Below are 22,286 nucleotides of genomic sequence, written 5' to 3' on the forward strand. Positions count from 1 at the left end.
TCCCGCTCCTTCCTAACAATCCATAATCATGTCTTCCAGTGTTCCACCTGGCTGAATCATCGGATAAACCAGATCTTCCGGATCGATCTCAAATTCTATAATGGTCGGCACCTTTGTACTCTTTCTTGCCTCTTCAAATGCCGGTACGATTTCTTCCTTCTGTGTTACCCGGATTCCCTTCGCGCCATAGCTTTCTGCGAGTTTGATAAAATCAGGAGTGTACGGAGGACATGGGACTTCTCCACATTTTCCTCTGCAGGCTGCACCGGAACGAAGACAGGTCATGGAATATCTCTTTCCATAGAAAAGTTTCTGCCACTGACGAACCATTCCCAGATTACTGTTATTAAAAATACAGCAAATGATCGGCAATTCCTCAAGTACCGCTGTTGCCAGCTCCTGGATATTCATCTGCATACCACCGTCACCGGAAATAGAGATAACCGGAGTATCCGGATTGCCGATCCTGGCTCCGATTGCTCCCGGCAGGCCGTATCCCATGGTTCCCAGTCCACCGGACATCAGAAGCTTCTTATTCTCATCCAGCTCCAGGAACTGAGCTGTAAACATCTGATGCTGACCTACATCCGTTACCACAATTGCTTTATCAAACATTGTATTAATCGTCTCAATTATATCCTGTGGTGTCATGATCGGTTTTTTCTTCATGGTCAGAGGATATCTGTGTTTCCACTCTCCGATCTCATCCAGCCATTTCTTTGTATCACACGCTTCCACATATTCCAGCATTTTGGTAATGGCCTCTTTTGCATCGGCAACGATCGGTACATCTACCTGTACATTTTTGGAAATTGCAGCTGTATCAATATCAATATGTACAATCTGCGCATTTGGTGCAAATGAATGAAGCTTACCGGTAATACGGTCATTAAATCTGGTACCGATGGAGAACAGAAGATCGCATTCTCCCACAGACATATTTGCCGCATAGGCACCATGCATACCCAGATTTCCAATGAACAGCGGATGGTTAGTAGGAATTGCCCCACGTCCCATGACGGTTGTAATAACCGGAACATTGGTAAGCTCTACCAGCTTCTTAAATTCTGCATTTGCACCGGAAATATTTACGCCGCCTCCTGCAAGAAATACCGGACGCTCTGCCTTATTCAGCATCTTGATGGCACGCTTCAGCTGTCCGATATGGACGCTGGTATTCGGTTTGTAACCGCGGATATTTACATCCTCCGGATACTCATTGCTTCCCATCTCCGCCATCATATCTTTTGGAAGGTCCACAAGAACCGGTCCCGGACGTCCTGTTCTGGCAATGTAAAATGCTTCCTTTATAATTCTTCCCAGATCCTCTCTCCTGCGGACGGTTACACCATATTTGGTAATGCTTCTCGTAATTCCTACGATATCAACCTCCTGGAAAGCATCATTTCCGATCAGATGTCTTGCCACCTGACCGGTAAAGCACACCAGCGGCACACTGTCATAATATGCAGTCGCAAGTCCTGTTACCAGATTGGTCGCTCCCGGACCGCTGGTTACCAGACAAACGCCCACCTTTCCCGTAGACCGTGCATAGGCATCCGCCTCATGCACCAGTGCCACTTCCTGTCTCGGAAGAATGACCTTCGTATAGTCCTGCTTATAAAGCTCATCGCTGATATCAATGGTACATGCACCCGGATAACCGAAGATTGTATCAACACCTTCTTCTTTCAGCGCTTTTACCAACAATTTGTTTCCTGAAATCTTTTTCATGCAAAAACCTCCTTATTACGTATATAGATTGCGTGAATGCGCAATCTTTGCGCGCGAGCGGACTGCAAAGCAGTGTTTTCATCTCCGCAAGCTGCGCATCATCGCACGAAGTGCTTTTTTATGTAGCAGGAAATTCCAGAAGAATTTCCTGCTACATAAAAAGCCCTAAGCCAGATATAGCTTAGGGCGAATCTTACAATCCGTGTTACCACCTAAATTCAGAGAATGTCTTCTCTGCACTCTGCCAATACGGGAATCTGCCTGCTGTTCTTTCCTTATACAGCTGCCACTCCGATACTGCTCCCCTTTAACGCTGGGACTGCGTTGAAGTCTACTGGCATCCACTACGATTCTACAGGCAGATGTGTTCGGTTCACTGCTCAAAGGCTACTTCCATAAGCACTTCATAAGGATTCTCACCGGCCATCCTCTCTCTTTGCTTCCGAATACTTATGTACTCCTCCTTGTCATAGCATTTCTCTGATAATTGTAAATATTATAGTTGATGAAGTACCTCTCTGTCAACCATTGTTAGAAATTTGTCCGATACCTATTTCTATATATCTTTCAGAAATTTATCCACATCCAGGACATGATATTTTCCATCTTTATAATATGCCGGTTTTAGATTTTTCTTCGTAAAGGCAGCAACCAGTTCTTCCACCGTATGCACCTCTTCCGGAAAATAAGTCGCATAGACGCCCACTTTTTCCGGCACATGGCAGTCGCTTGCCCCTACCGGAACCAGATCCAGTGCCCGGGCATATTCTGCCGCTTTCTGGCATGCGGCTTTCAGCGTACTTCCATTCAGGACCTCAATGCCATCCAGCCCACGCACTTCATTTAAGTGCTCTTCCAGACCACGCCGGTTATTACGGAATGGATGAGCGCTGTAACAGACGCCGCCCTGTGCTTTCACAAAATCGATAAATTCCTGTGCGCTGATCCTGTGATCCGGATAGGAATCAATACCAAATGCAATAATGTCTCCCTGAAGAGAGAAAAATTCAATCCCAACAAAAATCGGGAAATTTACTTTTTTCGAATAAGACGCCGCAAATTCCCTGAGTCCCATACTGTCATGGTCTGTGATGCAAATTCCATCCAGCCCTTTTTCTTTCGCAATCTCTACGATTTCTTCCAGAGGAAGAAAGCTGTCCCCTGAGTAACGCATCTCATGCATATGTAAGTCGATAAACATTGGTGTCCTCCTTACCCTCTCAATTTTTCTTTTCTGTATCCATCTGATTCTGACATCTGTCATTTTCCCTCAGAACGATGCTACAGATATTTCCCCATGATATCTGTGTGAGATCCGGACTTTCCGTCACTCTCATCTGTGCACATTCCTGAATTTTCTCTGCCAGTTCCCGCTCAAACCCCGGGAGGCTCTCCGGTACCGGCTCATCTGTATTATACATCTTTGGCGGCTGCACGTAGACGATCGGTGCATCCGGCACATGCTCTTCTACCCAGGATGGGATTCCCGGGAGAGCAGTGATCACTACCCTGTCTCCACAGGCCATGGCCTCGATCATCGTAAGAGGCATCCCATCGAAGAAAGACGGGAGCACAAAGATGTCACTGCTTCGATATTCTTCAGCCAGCTCTTCCTGTGAGATCCGCCCTGTGAATCTCACAGGATAAGGTGCTTCTGCTGCCAGACTTCGAATCTGTGCGTACTCTTCCTCATTTCCATATCCGCCTGCAAGAACCAACTCTGCCTCGTCCGTCTTCCATGGAAGATAGGAAAGGCTCCGAAGAAGGCTTATGACTCCCTTCTTCTCTGACAGCTTACCTGCAAAAATGAGACGAAGCTTTTTCTTCTCCGACTGATTCTTATTTTCTTCTGCGGTCTCATTTTTCTCCGCCATTCGGAATAAATGGTGATTATATCCCGTTCCGACTGTGAAAATTTTCTCTCCGCTCATGTCATATATCTGACAGATTTCCTCTTTCTGCTCTTCATGAATTGCAAAAACTGCATCCAGCTTCGGAATTTGGGAACGGATATATTTCCGCTGAAAATCCGTCTTCTGCATCTGGCGAAGATCTGTATTATGGCAGAATCCAAATACCCGGTATCCCTCCAACTCCTCTCTGGCAAGTGCCGTTACCAGATACAGATGATGGCAGATAACAAGATCCGGTCCGAACTCCTCCGCCGCCTTGCGGATTACCCGTCTGAATGCTCTCACAAAAGCCTCTGTCATCTCCGGTGTCATCTGGCCATACACCGTGCTTTCATAGGGCATCTCATCCGACATTCCGGCTATTGGAAATGGAAGCTCGTCTGTCTTAAAATAAACAGGATACAGCTTCACTCCTTCCGGGGATTCCACTGTGTCCTCCTGATAAATACCTGCGATCACTGCCTGTTCATGTCCAAGCCCGGCAAACTCTTTTACGAGCTCTGTCAGATATACCCCGCTCCCCGTGCTGTTCGGCTTCTGAGCTGTAATGCTTAATATTTTCATGCTATTTAACTATCCTCTCATATACCGTAAAATAATACTCCAGATTAAAGCAGGTCTGCTCCTCACTGATTTTTGTCATCCTCCATCCCTCATCCTCATCCAGATTCGGAAAATAGGTATCTGCATCATAAGCGTGATCAATCTTCGTCACCAGAGCCGTATCGCAATACGGAAGCATTGCCCGGTAAACACTCTCGCCACCGATTACAAACACTTCTCCTTCATATTTTTTACTTTCTTCAATAGCCTCTTCGATACTGTGTACCAGAACCGCTCCTTTTACTTTATAGTCCGGATTCTTCGTAATAACAATATTCACCCGGTTTGCCAGCGGCTGCCCCTGCGGAAAGCTCTCCAGAGTCTTTCGACCCATGATCACGATATTTCCCTTTGTCGTCTCCCGGAAATACTTCATATCCGCCGGGATACTCCACATCAGTTTATTGTCCTTTCCAATTGCCCAGTTTTTATCTACTGCAACGATTAATTTCATAAAAATTCTCCATTCTGTTCTATATTGCTACCGGAATATTCCGAATCTGCTCATGCGTCTGATAGTCGATAAGTTTCACATCATCCGGCGTAAAATCATAGAAATCCTTCACTTCCGGATTCAGCCAGAACTTCGGTGCCGGAAGCGGCTCTCTACTGATCAATTCCTCAATCAAAGGAACGTGCCTGTCATAAATATGGGCATCTGCAATCACATGAACAAATTCACCCACCTCCATGTCACACACCTGCGCCAGCATATGCATCAGCACAGAGTACTGGCATACATTCCAGCTGTTTGCCGCCAGCACATCATTGGAACGCTGATTCAGGATTCCGTTTAAGGTCAGCTTCTCATGTCCCGGCTTCTTCGTCACATTAAATGTCATACTGTATGCGCAGGGATACAGATTCATCTCATGAAGATCCTGATGCACATATATATTGGTCATAATCCGCCGACTGTAAGGATTATTTTTCAGGTCATAGATCACACGATCCACCTGGTCATACATTCCTTCTTTATACTGATGCTTGACTCCCATCTGATACCCGTAGGCTTTTCCGATTGAACCTTCCTCGTCGGCCCAGCTGTCCCAGATATGGCTGTTCAGATCATGGATATTATTCGATTTTTTCTGCCATATCCACAAAAGCTCGTCCGTACAGCTCTTAATAGCAGTTCTTCTAAGTGTCAGCGCCGGGAATTCTTGGCTCAGATCGTAGCGATTCACCACACCGAATTTCTTAATCGTATAGGCAGGTGTGCCGTCTTCCCAGACCGGGCGCACCTTTTCACCTCTGGTGTCCGTGCCGTTGTCGATAATGTCGCGGCACATGTCTATAAATATTTTATCTGCATAACTCATATTTAACCTCCTTGGGGACGTAGCAAAACGCATTTTGCTACGTCCCCAGTTGCATTTTGCCCTGTACCCAATTGTATCACACCCTGTACCCAATTGACAATCTCAAGGCTCAGCCACATTATAAAGCACTTTATTAAGCATTTTCTGCAATGCCTGTATTTCTTTTTTGGTCATTCCAATCGTCAGATTCTTATCGATTTTCCTGCGGTCAGACTCCATACGTTTCTGAATGTCGTAGGCTTTCTCTGTCAGATACACATTCTTGCGTCTCTTGTCCTTAGCATTTGGAACGATCAGTATGAACCCTTTCTCATCCAGCCTTTTCAGGATTCCGGTTACCGTAGGATTCTTCAGGCTTAATGCCTTCTCGATGTCTCTCTGATTCACTTCCTCTTTCTGGCAGTTGAAGAGATAATCCAGCACTTCGCACTGGGATGACGTGATTCCCAGCCTCCGCAGTCGATTGTTGAAATCCTTCTCATATACATTATTAATCTGCTTGAACAGAAATCCTATTGGCAGTCTCTCCTGCATATTTCTCACCCTTCCCTTATTATCAGGAACATCTGACGCCCCACCACTCTCATTTAATAGTCCCCTGTTAAAAGATAGTATGCTATATTTTTATCAAAAAAACAAGTGGGAACAGAAGATTTTTCAATCTTCTGCCGTCCGCATTATTTTCAGTTCCCGCAGCGCAAATCCAACAGCAACTGCTGCCGATGCACCATCTGCAATAGGTCCCGCATACATCACACCGTCAATTCCCATAAATATTGGAAATATCACAATCAGCGGAAGCAGAAACAGCACCTGTCTTGTAAGTGAAACAACGATTCCCAGTCTCGCCTTACCGATAGAAGTGAAAAATCCGGAAGACATGGGCTGAATTCCATTGATGAACGTCATGAACATGTAAATTTTAAAATACCGCTCTGCAAAATAAAAATAGGCTTCGCTTCCTGTTCCGAAGATGCTCACCAATTGCCTTGGAAATGTCTGAAAACACCCGAAAAAGACTATTCCCACCATAAGGGATACCGTTGCTGCCTTCCGGTAGGTTTCTCTTACTCTTCCATAATTCTCCGCCCCGTAATTGAACCCCCATATAGGCTGGCATCCCTGCGATATTCCAATGCAGATTGCCATGAACACCATATTTACCTTGGAAATTACGCCGACGCAGGCGAGAGGGATATCCGTGCCGTACATGGACATAGCTCCGTAATGCCGAAGCGTATTATTCATCACAATCTGAACCACAGCCATTGAAATCTGATTGATGCAGGATGCCATTCCCAAAGATACAATTGCTTTCAGGGCATGTCCCCTGGGGATCAGCATCTCTGCCTTCAATTCCATATTACAGCGTTTTGCAAAATAAAATATGACCATCATGCCGGATATCACCTGTCCGATCACCGTCGCCCATGCTGCACCTTGAATTCCCCAATGAAATCCAAATATAAACAGGGGATCCAGTATGGTATTGATAATAGCGCCCGTGAGCATACATGTCATGGAATAGGTTGGGCTTCTGTCCGCGCGGATCAGATGATTCCCACCGGTAGTCAGCACCAGAAAGGGAATTCCCCATGCCGTAATCCCCGTATAATCCTGCGCAAAAGGAAGCACCTCCGGCGTTACTCCGAACAGCTGTAACAGCGGATTCAAAAAAAGAAGTACGATTACAGCGATAATACATCCACAGATCACCAGCATGGAAAGCCCTGTTCCGGCAATGCGGACCGCCTCTTCCTTTCTGCCTGCCCCCGACTCAAGATTAAAATTAGATGCACTTCCGATTCCCAGAAGCAGAGCTGTTGCCGTACAGATAATGGAAATCGGAAATGCAATATTTGTTGCCGCATTTCCCAGCATTCCGACTCCCTGACCGATAAAAATCTGATCCACTATATTATACAATGAACTAACCAGCATACTGATAATTGCCGGTATGGCAAATTTTGCAATCAGGCGGCTAATCCTCTCTGTGGCAAGTGGATTCGTCGTCTGCCCGTTTTTCATCTCCATAACAATCTCTCTTTCTTTTCTCAACTTTCCCGTTACATGAACAAAGAGTTCCGCTCGCGGAACTCTCGCGCCTCCGGCGGTAGCCTGCGACATCTTCTGCTCACGCCGGAGTGCGTATCCCCCGGAAGGTTTTGTCGAATGTACGACAAAAACAAAAGACTTCTTGATTTCTCAAGAAGTCTTTACCAAGAGCGACAGACGGGGTTCGAACCCGCGACCCCGACCTTGGCAAGGTCGTACTCTACCAACTGAGCCACTGTCGCATTTCTTATTTTGTGTTCCTCAGAACAATACATACTATACTACAGTGGCTCATGTTTGTCAACATCTTTTTTAAACTTTTTTTATTTTTTTTGCTTTTATTATTTTCCTGCTATTCTATAACCGGATCAGGGAATTCCGGCATATCACTTTCATCCATATCAGGTCCCGGTGTAACTGTCTTCTGTACAAAAGTGACCTGCATATCCTCACTGACTTCAAACTCATAGGACACAGCATAAAGATACTCATTTTCTTCCCACTCTCTGCCGTAATAAAAATCCACAACCGTGCTGCCGGCATGTTCCGGGGAAAGAACGAATTTCTGCACTCCCGGAGCACCGAGTTCATCGGACTCTGACGGAATCATCTCATCCTCAATCTCGAAAATCTCTTCACCGGATACCTCTTTCTGTTCGTCATCCCACTCGTACCCCGTTGTCGGATTTGACTCCAGTTCAATGGTAACCTTCTGTGCCTTTGTCGTGGAACAGCCTGTAAGCGCAAGCCCCAGGACCAGAATAATAGATAGTATTCTGCTTCTCTTCATATTTTTCTCCTTTTACTCTTCCTCTGGTACAACTGTAAGTCCCAGTTCATCCAACTGCTTCTGATCCACTCTGGCAGGTGCTTCCGTCATCAGGTCAGATGCATCCTTTACCTTCGGGAACGCAATGACATCACGGATACTGTCCTCTTTTGCCATCAGCATAACCAGACGATCCAGTCCATAAGCCAGTCCTGCATGTGGCGGTACGCCATATTTGAACGCCGTCAGAAGGAATCCGAACTGCTCCTGTGCCTGTTCCGGTGTAAATCCAAGCACCTCGAACATCTTGCTTTGAACCTCCGGATTGAAGATACGCACACTTCCTCCGCCAATCTCATTTCCATTTAATGTAATATCATAAGCCTTTGCGCGGACACGTCCCGGATCACTGTCAATATACTGTAAATCCTCTTCCATCGGCATGGTAAACGGATGATGCATTGCGGTGAAACGGTTCTGCTCTTCACTCCACTCCAGAAGCGGGAATTCGGTAATCCACAGGAACTTGTATTCATTCTTATCAAGAAGATCCATCTGGCGTGCCAGCTCCAGACGAAGTGCTCCCAGCACATCCCATACTACTTTATTTTTATCAGCTGCAAATAACAGAAGGTCTCCATTTTCTCCGCCCATGGCCTCGATCAGCGCCTTCATGCCTTCCTCTGTCATAAATTTTGCAAAAGAAGATTTCACAGTACCGTCTTCCTGAATTGCGATATAAGCAAGACCCTTTGCACCGTAATCCTTAGCAAAATCAACCAGCTTGTCAATTTTCTTTCTTGGCATTGCGCCCTGGCCCTTCGCGTTAATACCACGGACAGTTCCTCCATTTTCAATTGCATTTTTAAATACAACAAACTCACAGTCTTTTACTGTTTCCGTTACGTTCTGAAGCTCCATTCCAAAACGGACATCCGGTTTATCAGAACCGTAACGATCCATTGCCTCCTGCCAGGTCATTCTCGGAATCGGCAGCTCGATTTCCAGACCGAGAACCTCGTTAAATAATTTTGCAAGAAGTCTTTCATTTACATCAATAACATCGTCCACATCTACGAAGGACAGCTCCATATCAATCTGGGTAAATTCCGGCTGACGGTCTGCACGCAGATCCTCGTCACGGAAACATTTTACAATCTGGAAATAACGGTCATATCCGGAGCACATCAGAAGCTGTTTGAAAATCTGAGGTGACTGCGGAAGCGCATAGAAATTCCCCGGATGAACACGGCTCGGCACAAGATAGTCTCTTGCGCCTTCCGGTGTACTCTTAATCAGGAAAGGAGTCTCGATCTCCAGGAATCCTTCCTCTGCCAGGAACTGACGGGTAAGAGTTGCCACCTGACTTCTCATCATCAGATTTCTCTGAATGTCAGGTCTTCTAAGGTCCAGGAAACGATATTTCAGTCGAAGTTCTTCCTTTGTCTTGGAATTCTCCTCAATCGGGAACGGTGGTGTCTCGGACTCGGACAAAACACGAAGCTCTGTCGGCAGAATCTCGATCTCACCGGTTGCCAGATTCGTATTCACTGCACCGGAGCGCTTTTCTATTTTTCCCACCATTGCCACAACATATTCAGAACGGAGGCCTGCCGCTTTCTCAATTAATGCGGCATCGCAGCTTCCCTCCTCGAATACTGCCTGTATAATACCGGAACGGTCTCTTACATCTACAAAGACCAGTCCACCTTTGTTACGATTCTTCTGCACCCATCCCATAATGGTTACAGTCTCACCCACATTTGCTGCAGATAATTCGCCACAGCGGTGAGTTCTCTTTAATCCCTGCATTGTTTCAGCCATGATTTTCTCCTCTTTCTTCTCTCTTCTATTCTACAGACGATCCACGGAATCTGCATAACAGTCAACGATCTCTGTATATCCTTCTGCTTCCAGCTGTTCCTTCTGGAATTTCTTATTCTTCTTCATATTTGCGATCAGAGTCTGACATCCTGCTTCACGGTCTGCCTTTGCCAGTGAAAGCACCTTCAGCATGCCTTCCTTCGGCATCTTCTTCTCAATCAGATATGCTTTCTTCTTACCTGCACTTGGCACCTCGTATCCATTTTCCAGAAGCAGCATGACAATACGCTCAAATCCAATGGAGAATCCACATGCCGGCGTATCCTGTCCGGTAAATTTGCCGATCATCTTATCGTATCGTCCGCCTCCGGCAACGGAGCCTCCGAAGTCGTCCATGGTAATCTCGAAAATAGTTCCTGTATAGTAGGACTGACCGCGTACAAGGGTCGGATCAAAACGAATCTGGAATTCTGCCTCTTTTGCCGCCTCAACACTGGAAATGATCATCTCCATACCATCTGCGGTCTCATCCTTCAGGCAGTCGCCGAGCTTCTCCTTCAGATAACGGATACCGGCTATATCCGGAGTTACCTCATCGAACAGTCCGAGATATGCATCCACACTGGCTTTTGCATAACCCATTTCTTCCAGTTCTGCAGCAACGCCGTCTTTGCCGATCTTGTCCATCTTGTCCAGGATAATGAATACTTCATCATAATCCTCTTCCCTGAATCCACAGTATGCTGCCATTGCCTTCAGGATATTTCTGTCATTGATGTTCACAGTAAAGTTCCTGAAATTCAATTTACCAAGCATGGCAGTCGTTGCCAGGATCAGCTCGATCTCCGCAAGATTTCCTGCCTCACCCAGAATGTCGATATCGCACTGGGTAAACTGGCGGAATCTTCCTCTCTGCGGACGGTCTGCGCGCCATACGCTTCCGATCTGCATCGCCTTAAATGGTGAAGGAAGTTCATTGGCATGATTGGAATAATATCTTGCAAGCGGAACGGTCAGGTCATAGCGAAGTCCGCCGTCCACCAGATCATTTTCCTCTTTTGCCTCAGCAATCTTAAGCTTCTCTCCACGCTTTAAGATCTTGAAAATTAACTTCTCATTGTCACCGCCCTGCTTGCTGCAGAGATTCTCAATATGCTCTACGCAAGGGGTCTCCATAGAAGAAAATCCGTATGTTTTGTAAGTTTCCTTAATCAGGTGAATTACATAATCGCGAATCTCCATCTCCTTTGGAAGGATGTCCTTCATTCCTGTGACCGGTTTTTTCTTTAACGCCATAACCATTCTCCTTTTCGCTCTATCATTTCATCAATACGGGAAATATAGGATCTGATATCCTTCACATTCTCCACACGCATTAATGTTGTCTTTCGCTTATTTTTGCTGCCCGGAACTTCCATCGGCTCATCCAGCACGATCTTCGTAGAGGCCCCTGCTCCTGCCGCAGCAATGGATTGCTTTTCTTCCATAATAAGTATATTGTATATTCCGGCTTTGTCAACCTTTGCATAACCAACATTTTCAAAATTACCGGCAATATTTTTCTGACGATACAGGTAGTAGGGCACCAGTCCCAGATCCCCGGCCGCTTCATACGCAAGCTCGATCATATCAGACAGCGAACGGGCCATTTTCTGCGGTTGCCTCTTAAGTTCTTCCATTCCTTCTACAAATCCTCTGACCGTCTGCTCCTGCCCCATCTTCGCCGCCCGTTTGATAGCTAAAGAGTGAACCGTCAGGCTATCCGGCCTCATTTCTTTAATCTGGCGCAGCGTATCAGCCATATCCGTGACATTCTCTCCCGGAAGCCCGGCAATCAGATCCATGTTAATATTATCAAAGCCCAGCGAACGGGCCATCTCATAGACTCTTCTGATGTCCTCCACCGTGTGTTTCCTTCCGATCACATCCAGCGTTTTCTGCTGCATGGTCTGCGGATTGATGGAAATACGGGTAATATCATGCTCTCTCAGAACCCGGAGCTTTGCTTCCGTAATACTGTCAGGACGCCCCGCCTCCACCGTATATTCCAGAAGATGCTCTCTGGAAAATGTCCGGTCGATGCAGGATAGAAGTCTGTCCAGCTGTTTTTCAGTCAGCGTCGTCGGAGTACCGCCTCCGATATAAATCGTATTCAGTTTCTTATTTTCAGATACACTTCCGATAAAGGCAATCTCCTTACACAATGCATCCAGATATGCATCCACATAATCCTTCCATTCGGAAATGGCACCGGAACTGAATGAACAATAGCTGCACACGGTCGGGCAGAAAGGGATCCCGACGTAGAGGCTGTAGCCGTTCTGATAATCTAGAGGCCGGAGAATTTCCCGTTCTCTGAGGGCAATCTCGTAAGCCAGCTTTGCCTTTTTTTCACTGACCAGCGAATCACTCTGGAACCATTTGATAAAGGATTCCCGATCCATCCCCTCTTCCACCTTCTGCATGGCAATTTTGGTGGGACGGACGCCGGTCAGAATTCCCCATGCAAGAGAACGGCCGGTCTTCTCCTCCAAATTCTGATACAGCCAGGTATCGATCAGATATTTACGCTGTCTGCGCAGATTCTCTGAACGTTCAGCCCCAGGCTCTTCCTGCCGTATTTCCCTGTTTTGTTCCAGATCCTCTATATTTACTTCCATCTGCTGTCCATCCGGAAGCGTAATTTTCAAAAGCCTGTCAGCTTCCGCATCCACCTGCTGTCGTACTTCCTCTCCCGGGAAAAAGGCCTTCACAAGGTGATAAACATTATAAGTATACAGTTCGTCTCTACAGATTATCGTAATCATACCCGCTTCTTCTACCTCTCTTTTTATTCGACTTTGCTTTTGCAACGAAAGACGTAGTAAAGCATCCTTTACTACGTCCCCACATAAACGTTATGGACTTTTTCATGCCCAATCGTTGTCTCACCCATATGTCCCGGATAAACCAGAACATCATCCGGCAACACGAATAATTTTTCCCGGATTCCTCTTATCAGATCCGACATACTGCTGTTCACAAAGTCCGTACGTCCCACAGAATTCTGGAACAGAGTATCTCCGCTGAACAGCACCTTTTCTGATTCAATATAATAGCACACACCTCCCGGTGTATGACCCGGTGTATGCAATACCTGAAATTCCAGTCCTGCAAAATTCAGCTTCTGGCCATCCTTCAGATATCTGGCTCCGGCAAATGTATAGCCGGAGGTATAGGTTCCGGACTGATTCAGGGAAATATCAACCATGGTTTCCCGGTCTCCCTCATGTACATAAACCGGTACATCAAATTCCGCCAGGAATCCGTCAATTCCCATAATATGATCGAAATGTCCGTGGGTCAGAAGAATTGCCTGAATCTCCAGCCCTTCACTCTTTATATGATTCAACAGATATTTCGGGCAGGCAGCCGGATCAATGATCACTGCCTGCTTCGTATCCTCATTGATTACCAGATAACAATTCGTACTGATAATCCCCGTTACAAATTTTTCTACCTTCATGTTTTCTCCTATAAACGTTCTGCGTCTGCCGAGAAGTACTCGAATCCATTCCCATAATCGGTTAACCGACTGCACGTTCAATATCAAGCACCCCATCCAGCTGACGGAATTTTTCAATTATATGGGCAAGCTCTTCTCTTCCATGTACAATAAATCCCGCCTCAATCGTTGCGGTTCCCTGTTTGCTGGTACGCACATTCAAAGATTTCACATCAATCTTGGATTCCGTAAAGATCTTGGACATCTCCATCAGGAGTCCCTGACGATCATCTGCAAACATCTTAATCTCTGCAAGATACTGGCCTCCGTCTTTTTCAGTTACATCGCTTTCCCACTCAGCATCGATAAGTCTGGCTCTCTCTGCCTCGGTCAGATGGATCATATTCACACAATCCGTTCGATGAATGGAAAGTCCCCGACCTCTGGTTACGAAACCGACAATCTCATCTCCGGGTACCGGATTACAGCATCTGGAGAATCTCACAGCCACATCATCGATTCCCTTCACCACAATTCCGCTCTTGGACTTGGCAATATGCACTTTATTCTTCGCAGCCTCCGCCACCTTCTCAAGTACTACTTCATCCGTAAGCTCCTGTTTATGCTCTTTGCCATACTCTTCCACCAGACGGTTAACTACCTGACCTTCCTTCAGTCCACCGTGCCCGATAGCTGCAAGAACGGCATCCCAGTCACGGAAACCATACTTTCTCTGAACAACCTCCTGATACTTCGTCTTCAGAATGTTGCTGAGCACGATTGACTTTGCCTTACAGTAAGCAGAGATCATTTCTTTTCCGCGAATAATATTATCTTCCTTAAATTCCTTTTTAAACCACTGGTTGATTTTATTCTTCGCCTGAGTACTCTTCACTATATTCAGCCAGTCACGGCTGGGTCCTCTGGAATTCTGTGAGGTCAGGATCTCGATCCTGTCACCATTCTGAATTTTATAATCAATATTCACCAGCTTTCCATTGACTCTGGCCCCAACCATTTTATTTCCTACCGCACTGTGGATCGCATAGGCAAAGTCCACCGGAGTAGAACCGTTCGGCAGATTCTTCACGTCGCCATTCGGTGTAAAACAATAGACATCTTCCGCGAAAAGATCCAGATCACCCTTGAGCATATTCAAGAACTCCCGGTTATCCGACATATCCCTCTGCCACTCCAGAATCTGACGCAGCCAGTTCAGTTTTTCCTCTTCCTGCGCAGCCACGCTCTTCTTTCCGTCGTTAGACTCTTTATACTTCCAGTGCGCAGCGATACCATATTCCGCGGTTTTATGCATCTCATGAGTACGGATCTGAATCTCAAAAGGCTGACCCACTGAACTCATAAGAGTTGTATGCAAAGACTGATACATATTTGCCTTTGGCATGGCAATATAATCCTTAAAACGTCCCGGAATCGGCGTGTACATCTCATGGATCACACCGAGCGCCGCATAACAGTCTTTTACAGAATCCACAATAATCCGGACTGCAAACAGATCATAAATCTGATCCACCGTCTTATCCTGATTGACCATCTTTTTATAAATACTGAAGAAATGCTTTACACGGCCGTTTACGTCTGCCTCGATTCCCGCTCGTTTAATATGGGCTGAAACTTCCTCCACAATCTGTTGTACAAATTCTTCTCTCTCTGTTTTCCTTGCATTAATCTGATTTACCAGATCATAGAATACTTCCGGCTGGGAATATTTAAGTGCCAGGTCATCCAGCTCTGTCTTAATCTTGGAAATACCAAGCCGCTGAGCGATAGGCGCATAAATATCCATGGTCTCCTTTGCCTTTTCCTTCTGCTTTTCAGGCTTCATGAACTGAAGTGTCCTCATATTATGAAGGCGGTCTGCAAGCTTGATAATGATTACCCTGATATCCTTTGCCATTGCAAGAAACATCTTACGCAGGTTTTCTGCCTGAAGCTCCAGCTTATCGGAGGAATAGGACAGGCGTCCCAATTTGGTGACTCCGTCCACCAGAAGTTCTACCTCTTCACCAAACTCCTGCCGAATCTCCTCATCTGTCATCACTGTGTCTTCTACCACGTCATGCAGGATTCCCGCCGTGATAGTCTCCTTATCCATCTCCAGATCGGCCAGAATAATAGCAACCCAAAGAGGGTGAATAATATATGGCTCCCCGGACTTTCTTTTTTGATCTTTGTGAGCCTCGTTCGCTATAGAAAACGCTTTTTCAATCATCGATACATCCGCAGACGGATGGTACTTGCGGATACGGGCAATCAATAAGTTATAAAGTTCTTCCGGGTTTTGATAATCCGCAGGTGCCTTCACCGCATGACCATCTTCTATCTTCAGCCCCTCTGCCGAATTTGTCATAATGGACTCCGGTGCAATTCTGTTAAGCACATCTGATTCATAGGTCGTTACATCTGCCATATCATCGCCCTCCTTTCTCTCTTCCTTGGTAACAATTATTTTCCGGGATAAATGATAACCGAATCTACATCATATCCCTTCAGTTTCTCTCTTCCATTCAATCCTGCAAGCTCCATAAGGAAAATAATTTTCACTACTTCACCGCCAAGCTCCTCTATCAGTCGGATAATTGCTTCCGTGGTTCCTCCTGTTGCCATCAGATCATCAACAATGACCACTTTCTGGCCCGGCTTTATTGCATCCTCATGAACTTCGATTACTGCGCTTCCGTATTCCAGATCATATTCTGTTGAAATAGTCTTTCTCGGAAGTTTTCCTTTCTTGCGCACCGGTACAAAAGCTTTTTTCTGATTATAGGCAATCGGCATGCCGAAAATAAACCCTCTGGCCTCCGATCCTGCCACCAGGTCATAATCTACACCTTCCAGTTTTTCCTGCATAAGATCAATCGCCAGATGAAGTCCATCTGCATCCTGCAGAACACTGGTCACATCCCGGAAAATAATCCCTTTTTCCGGAAAATCCGGAATACTAACCACATAATCTTCTATCTTTTTCATCGTTTTTCTCCATTCTATCAAGCTGTATAAAATCTATTTTTCAGTATACCACTCACTGAGTAGTTTTTCAAATATTTTTACTGTACATGAGTAATCACAATCTGAGGCGTCAGATGTCCCATATACTCATTAATTCCCGGATAATAGGTAATTGACAGATAAATACCGCTCCCCCGCCCGCGCAAAAGGCTCTCGGCCTGGAGTTTCCCGTATTTCTCTGCAATCTTTTCCATAAATCTTTGCCCGTCTCCGAAATACAGTGCATCTATGGTTGTCCCCTGCGCATCCATGACCAGAAGCTTCAGCATATTTCTGTTCTTTCCAATCACTCTTGCAGATAGGATTGCCACATTTTTCTCTGCAAATACAGGTTTGGGATTTCCTTTTCCAAAAGGCTCCAGAAGTCTAAGCTCTCCAACCAGTTTCCCGGTCACACAGGAAAATGGCATCTGCATATCGATAGATACCTTTTCTCTCAGATCCTTTTCTTCCAGAGTACAGACTTCATTGATAGCTCTGCGAAATTCTTCCACATTCCCGGCTCTCATTGACAATCCCGCTGCCAGCTTATGACCGCCGAACCTGGTCAGCAAATGCCTGCATTTATTCAATTCTTCATACATGTGATAGGCATCAATCGAACGCCCGGATCCCTTAACACCATCCTCCGCATCTGTCAGCACAAAGGTCGGTTTAAAATACCGTTCTCTGATTCTTCCTGCCACAATTCCCGCCAGACTCTCATGACAATCCGGCAGATAAACAATCAGAACCCGGTCCTTTCCTATCCCGGTCTCTTCTACCAATTTCACTGCATCTTCTACTGCTTTTTCCGTCATCTCTTTCCGGCTGTCATTCAAAGCCTTCAAATCTCCGGCAATTATATCCGCTTCCCGCTTTGTTTTCGCACGCAGAAGAGAAAGTGCCCGTTTGGCTGTATCCAGTCTTCCGCTGGCATTGAGACACGGTCCCAGCACAAACCCGATGTGATAAGCTGTAATTTCTTTCCCGCCAAGTTCATTGCATGCAATCAGTGCCCTGAGTCCCAGATTTCCGGTACGCTTAAGCATCTCCAGGCCCTGCTTTACAAAGATCCGGTTCTCTCCCACCAGATCCATAACATCTCCCACTGTGGCAATGGCCACCTCTTCCAGCAAATAGTCCATATCCGAAGAATCTCTTCCCATTGCTTCATAAAGAGCCTCCACCAGTTTATAAGCCACCGCAGCCCCGCAAAGTCCCTTAAACGGATATGCACACTGAGGATGCTTTGGGTCAACCGCGGCGTCTGCCGGAGGAAGGATATAGTGTTTTTCTCCATCCCCATTTTCTTCAAAAGGAATCTCATGATGATCCGTTATCACAATCGTCATCCCCAGATCCTTCCCGTAAGAAATCTCCTCTGCTGCTGCAATTCCGTTGTCACAGGTTACAATCGTATCAATCTCATCCGAAATCGCACGGTCAATCAGATTCCGGTTCAGACCATATCCGTCCGCAATCCGGTCAGGGATGTCCATATCCACAACTGCCCCAAGCCCTTCCAGTCCTTCCAGCAAAATGTAGGTCGCACATACGCCGTCAATATCATAATCTCCGATGACACGGATTCTATCACCCGACTGTATTTTCTCCATCAGTATCTCCACCGCACGGTCCATATCGCGCATCAGCATTCCGTCATGAAGATCGGAAATCGTTCCGTAAAGATAATTTTGAATCTCCGCATCTCCCACAATATCTCTGTTGCGGATCAGGCAGGCAAGTCTGGGACTGATATGGAACTTTTCACCTATAGCCGCAAAATCTGCACCCTTTCTCAACAAAACCCACTGTTCCATCCTAATCTCCCTTTTACCTTCAGGCTGCCCTGTAGAGACAAAGTTTTCTACAGAGCAAAAAACAGCCACAGCCATTTATCATGGCGCGGCTGTTTTATTTGCCTGTTTCTTCTTATTTTTTCTTTCCTAATTTCGTCTTCATTACATACCATAATGCACCGGTAATACATACAGAAGAATAAGCACCGCATATAATACCAACCATCAGCGGAAGGGCAAACTCACGGATAGAGCTTACACCCAGGATAAACAGAACTGCAACCATTACAAATGTTGTCAGAGAAGTATAGATACTTCTGGTAAGGGTCTGTGTAATACTCTTATTTACAACCTCTGCAAGTTCTGCCTCTTTCGTCTTCAGACGCATCTCCTCACGGATACGGTCAAAGATGACGATGGTCGCATTGATGGAGTAACCTACGATCGTCAGCATACATGCAATGAAGGTATTACCAACAGAAATACGTGCCACTGCATAGAATGCCAGAACAACAAATACGTCGTGCAGAAGTGCGATTACTGCACTTGCCGCAAAACGGATATCCTTGAACCGGAACCAGATGTAGATCAGCATACAGATGGTAGCCACGATTACCGCGATAATCGCATCCTGGCGCATCTCTTTACTTACGGTAGAACTGATATTTTCAGCTGTAATCGTCGCCTCGTCTACACCGAAATTATCTGCCATTGCCTGATTGAGAGCTTCTCTGGTATCCAGATCCAATGTGGTTGTCTTAATAATAACCTGATTGGTTCCTGCAACCTTTTGTGTCTGAACATTATGGTCACCAGTTACTTCCTCAACAATTGGAACGATCCTGGAATCGATTTCTTCAATAGAGTAATCCTCGTTAAATGTCACATTGGTAGAAGTACCGCCTTCAAATTCCAGGCTGTATGCAAATGCTCCCTTTCCACCCACGGAATGTACGCCCATCACAGCAATTCCTCCAAGGATAACCACTGCGGAAAGGAGGAAACAGATTTTCTTCTTTCCAAGGAAATCGATTGGTGTTCTCTCTTTCTTCGGCTTGTAATATAATTTTTCTTTTCTGAAGCCCACTGCATAGAATGCATATACGATCATTCTGGTAATAACCAGAGCTGTGAACATGGACACCAGAATACCGATTGCAAGTGTCTGGGCAAATCCTTTCACACTTCCGGTTCCCATCAACCACAGAACGGCTGCCGCAATCAGAGTTGTAACGTTACCATCAACAATAGCAGACATTGCCTTCTGAAAACCTGTCTTCAGGGAATTTCTCACGCTCTTTCCTTTTGTCATTTCTTCGCGCACACGGGCGAAAATGATGACATTGGCATCTACTGCCATACCAATACCCAGGATAATACCGGCAAGTCCCGGAAGGGTCAGTGTTACATTAAATGCATTCAGAATTACCAGTACAATTTCAATATAAATAATCAGGGCAATTCCGGAAGCAAGTCCCGGCAGCATATAGACTGCGATCATAAAGAGAATCACCAGAGCAAGTCCAATGGCACCTGCTTTCACACTGGTGCTGATTGCCTGTTCTCCAAGCTGGGCTCCAACCACGTTAGAACGCAGTTCCTCAAGCTCCAGCTTCAGACCACCGATTCGGATGGTAGATGCAAGATTTTCCGCCTCTTCAAATGTAAAACTACCGGTAATATATGCCTGACCGCCTGTGATTGCCTCATCAACGCTCGGCGCACTGATGGTCTCACCGTCATAAATAATGGCGATCTGTTTTCCCACATTTGCAGTCGTTGCCTCAGCAAACTTTTCTGTTCCCTCTTCTGTCAGATCCAGCTCCACGGAATACTTGTTATTACCCATGTCATCCTGACCGGATCTTGCAGATGCTGTCTTTACATCAGATCCGGTAAGAACGGTAGTTCCATCCTCTGTCTGGAACTCCAGAGAACCCGGTTTACCAAGATCTTCCAGAATGGTATTGGCATCTGTCACACCCGGGATCTCGATACTGATCCGGTCATCGCCTTCCTGATAAACAGTTGCCTCTGTGCTGTAATTTTCCACACGTTTCTGCAGCTTATAGATGGTATCACTCATCTCTTCACTGGTAGGATTCTTGTCCTTTACCTTATAGGTAATACTTACACCGCCTGCCAGATCCAGACCAAGTGTAATATTCTTTGCCGCACCGGTCTGACCTGCTCCAAATCCCTGAATTGTCGTAAATCCAAGGACAACAGCCAGAAGAACGGTGACAACAAGGCTGATTATGCCTTTTTTCTTGTTCATCGCTTAACTTCCTTTCTTCCCTTTCGCTATATTTACTCGGCCAATGCCGCCTTCATCATAATTGCACATTCCACGCGTTTGCGCTGCATCTCACATCCAATATCATAAGCATCATGAATCGTGCCATGGAAATTATACGCATTCGCCATACAGCCTCCGCTGCAATAAAATTTTGCAAAACACTTTTTACATTTTTCTTTGGAATATACACTGCAGCCCCTGAATTCATCTGCAATCTCCGGCTTCACAATTCCTTCATCAACATTTCCCATGAGAAATTCTTCTTTACCCACGAACTGATGGCAGGGATACAGATCTCCCCACGGAGTCACAGCCAGATATTCCGTTCCGGAACCACATCCGGACAATCTTTTAGCCACACACGGTCCGCCTTCCAGGTCGATCATAAAATGGAAGAAATTGAAACCTTTTCCCTCTTTCTCCCGCTCGATCATGATCTTCGCCAGCTTGTCATACTCCTCAAATATCTGTGGAAGATCCTCCTCACGGATCGCATATGGGTCTGTCTCTTCTCCCACTACAGGCTCAATGGACATCTGCTTGAAGCCCAGATCTGCAAAGTGAAGGATATCCTTGGAAAAATCCAGATTATTTCTGGTAAATGTTCCCCGGACGTAATACTTTTCCTGATTCCTGCTCTCGGCAAGCTTCTGGAACTTCGGAACGATCAGATCATAGCTGCCTGCACCGTTACGAAATGGCCGCATATTGTCATTCACTTCTTTTCTTCCGTCCAGACTCAGGACCACATTGTCCATCTCTTTATTCACAAACTCCTGAATCTCGTCATTCAGAAGTACTCCATTCGTTGTAACCGTGAACCGGAAATGTTTATCGTGCAGCTTCTCCTGCTCTCTTCCGTATGCCACCAGATCTTTGACCACCTGCCAGTTCATCAACGGCTCACCACCAAAGAAATCCACTTCCAGATTGCGTCTGCTTCCCGAATTGGCAATCAAAAAATCCAGAGCCTTTTTGCCCACTTCATAACTCATGAGCGCTCTTCTTCCATGATATTCTCCTTCTTCCGCAAAGCAGTATTTGCATGCCAGATTACAATCATGGGCGATATGAAGACAAAGTGCTTTCACAACCGTCTTTCTCTTCTTTACTTCTCCTATATAGGCTTCATAGGCATCCTGAACGAAAAGCCTTCCTTCTTCAGTAAGCTCAATTACATCCGCCAGCGCATCTTCCAGATCCTCTGCCGTGTATTTGTCTCCCAGCGTACTGCGCAGATCTTCGAGAACCGCCGGTTCCTTCAGGGTATCTGCCGTATGGTTCTCATTCTGTCCATTCAGTCTTTCAATCACATCGTAACACAGATCATCTACAACATGTACTGCCCCGCTGTATACATCCAGCACGATATTATATCCATTATTACGGTACTGATGAATCACTTTCACGTACCCCTTTCCTTTCAGTTTTTCCTTATACAATAAGAAACAGCGACCGGTAAAGCCGCTGCT

General features: G+C 45.9%; 17 protein-coding genes, 1 tRNA gene and 1 other annotated feature. All 18 genes read right to left on the reverse strand.

Features of this window, described 5'->3' with window-relative positions; genetic code table 11:
* Window positions 1-12: 12 nt before the first annotated feature.
* A complete protein-coding gene (ilvB, locus tag ACQRCC_RS03625) occupies window positions 13-1,734 on the reverse strand; it encodes a biosynthetic-type acetolactate synthase large subunit (RefSeq protein WP_427849439.1) in 1,722 nt (573 codons plus the stop codon).
* A gap of 179 nt (window positions 1,735-1,913) precedes the next feature.
* Window positions 1,914-2,214: a binding site (T-box leader), on the reverse strand.
* A 76-nt stretch (window positions 2,215-2,290) separates the two neighbouring features.
* On the reverse strand, window positions 2,291-2,935 hold the full coding sequence (locus tag ACQRCC_RS03630) for a PHP domain-containing protein (RefSeq protein ID WP_427849440.1): 645 nt from the start codon (window positions 2,933-2,935) through the stop codon (window positions 2,291-2,293).
* Between the two features lie 19 nt (window positions 2,936-2,954).
* Window positions 2,955-4,211, reverse strand: coding sequence for a glycosyltransferase family 4 protein (locus ACQRCC_RS03635; RefSeq protein ID WP_427849441.1), 1,257 nt, complete (start codon window positions 4,209-4,211; stop codon window positions 2,955-2,957).
* A gap of 1 nt (window position 4,212) precedes the next feature.
* Entirely contained in the window at window positions 4,213-4,704 is a 492-nt protein-coding gene (locus tag ACQRCC_RS03640) for a dihydrofolate reductase (protein WP_427849442.1), read from the reverse strand.
* A 19-nt stretch (window positions 4,705-4,723) separates the two neighbouring features.
* Window positions 4,724-5,572, reverse strand: a complete 849-nt coding sequence (gene thyA, locus ACQRCC_RS03645) for a thymidylate synthase (protein WP_427849443.1) — start codon at window positions 5,570-5,572, stop codon at window positions 4,724-4,726.
* A 102-nt stretch (window positions 5,573-5,674) separates the two neighbouring features.
* A complete protein-coding gene (locus tag ACQRCC_RS03650) occupies window positions 5,675-6,106 on the reverse strand; it encodes a MarR family winged helix-turn-helix transcriptional regulator (protein ID WP_427849444.1) in 432 nt (143 codons plus the stop codon).
* Between the two features lie 123 nt (window positions 6,107-6,229).
* Window positions 6,230-7,600: an MATE family efflux transporter gene (locus ACQRCC_RS03655; RefSeq protein WP_427849559.1), complete on the reverse strand. Its 1,371-nt coding sequence runs from the start codon at window positions 7,598-7,600 to the stop codon at window positions 6,230-6,232.
* A gap of 196 nt (window positions 7,601-7,796) precedes the next feature.
* Window positions 7,797-7,869, reverse strand: a tRNA-Gly gene (locus tag ACQRCC_RS03660).
* 110 nt (window positions 7,870-7,979) lie between these two features.
* Window positions 7,980-8,417: a protease inhibitor I42 family protein gene (locus tag ACQRCC_RS03665; protein WP_427849445.1), complete on the reverse strand. Its 438-nt coding sequence runs from the start codon at window positions 8,415-8,417 to the stop codon at window positions 7,980-7,982.
* 12 nt (window positions 8,418-8,429) lie between these two features.
* Window positions 8,430-10,220, reverse strand: coding sequence for an aspartate--tRNA ligase (gene aspS / locus ACQRCC_RS03670; protein ID WP_427849446.1), 1,791 nt, complete (start codon window positions 10,218-10,220; stop codon window positions 8,430-8,432).
* Window positions 10,221-10,250: 30 nt separating this feature from the next.
* Entirely contained in the window at window positions 10,251-11,522 is a 1,272-nt protein-coding gene (gene hisS, locus ACQRCC_RS03675) for a histidine--tRNA ligase (protein ID WP_427849447.1), read from the reverse strand.
* Complete coding sequence (gene hemZ, locus ACQRCC_RS03680) at window positions 11,507-13,027, reverse strand: coproporphyrinogen dehydrogenase HemZ (RefSeq protein ID WP_427849448.1); 1,521 nt, start codon at window positions 13,025-13,027, stop codon at window positions 11,507-11,509. The genes hisS and hemZ overlap by 16 nt, the downstream gene beginning before the upstream one ends.
* Window positions 13,028-13,098: 71 nt before the next feature.
* Window positions 13,099-13,725 (reverse strand): MBL fold metallo-hydrolase, encoded by a 627-nt coding sequence (locus tag ACQRCC_RS03685; RefSeq protein WP_427849449.1) that lies wholly within the window; start codon window positions 13,723-13,725, stop codon window positions 13,099-13,101.
* Window positions 13,726-13,786: 61 nt separating this feature from the next.
* Window positions 13,787-16,075 carry a RelA/SpoT family protein gene (locus ACQRCC_RS03690; RefSeq protein ID WP_427849560.1) on the reverse strand — a complete coding sequence of 763 codons (2,289 nt, stop codon included), beginning with the start codon at window positions 16,073-16,075 and terminating at the stop codon, window positions 13,787-13,789.
* 95 nt (window positions 16,076-16,170) lie between these two features.
* Complete coding sequence (locus ACQRCC_RS03695) at window positions 16,171-16,695, reverse strand: adenine phosphoribosyltransferase (RefSeq protein ID WP_427849450.1); 525 nt, start codon at window positions 16,693-16,695, stop codon at window positions 16,171-16,173.
* A gap of 77 nt (window positions 16,696-16,772) precedes the next feature.
* Window positions 16,773-18,536 carry a single-stranded-DNA-specific exonuclease RecJ gene (recJ, locus tag ACQRCC_RS03700; protein ID WP_427849451.1) on the reverse strand — a complete coding sequence of 588 codons (1,764 nt, stop codon included), beginning with the start codon at window positions 18,534-18,536 and terminating at the stop codon, window positions 16,773-16,775.
* A 112-nt stretch (window positions 18,537-18,648) separates the two neighbouring features.
* Window positions 18,649-20,793 carry a protein translocase subunit SecD gene (gene secD, locus ACQRCC_RS03705; protein ID WP_427849452.1) on the reverse strand — a complete coding sequence of 715 codons (2,145 nt, stop codon included), beginning with the start codon at window positions 20,791-20,793 and terminating at the stop codon, window positions 18,649-18,651.
* Between the two features lie 32 nt (window positions 20,794-20,825).
* Window positions 20,826-22,217: a thioether cross-link-forming SCIFF peptide maturase gene (scfB, locus tag ACQRCC_RS03710; RefSeq protein ID WP_427849561.1), complete on the reverse strand. Its 1,392-nt coding sequence runs from the start codon at window positions 22,215-22,217 to the stop codon at window positions 20,826-20,828.
* Window positions 22,218-22,286 lie beyond the last annotated feature (69 nt).

The sequence above is a fragment of the Sporofaciens sp. SGI.106 genome (genome assembly GCF_050314255.1).
Classification (GTDB): domain Bacteria; phylum Bacillota; class Clostridia; order Lachnospirales; family Lachnospiraceae; genus Claveliimonas.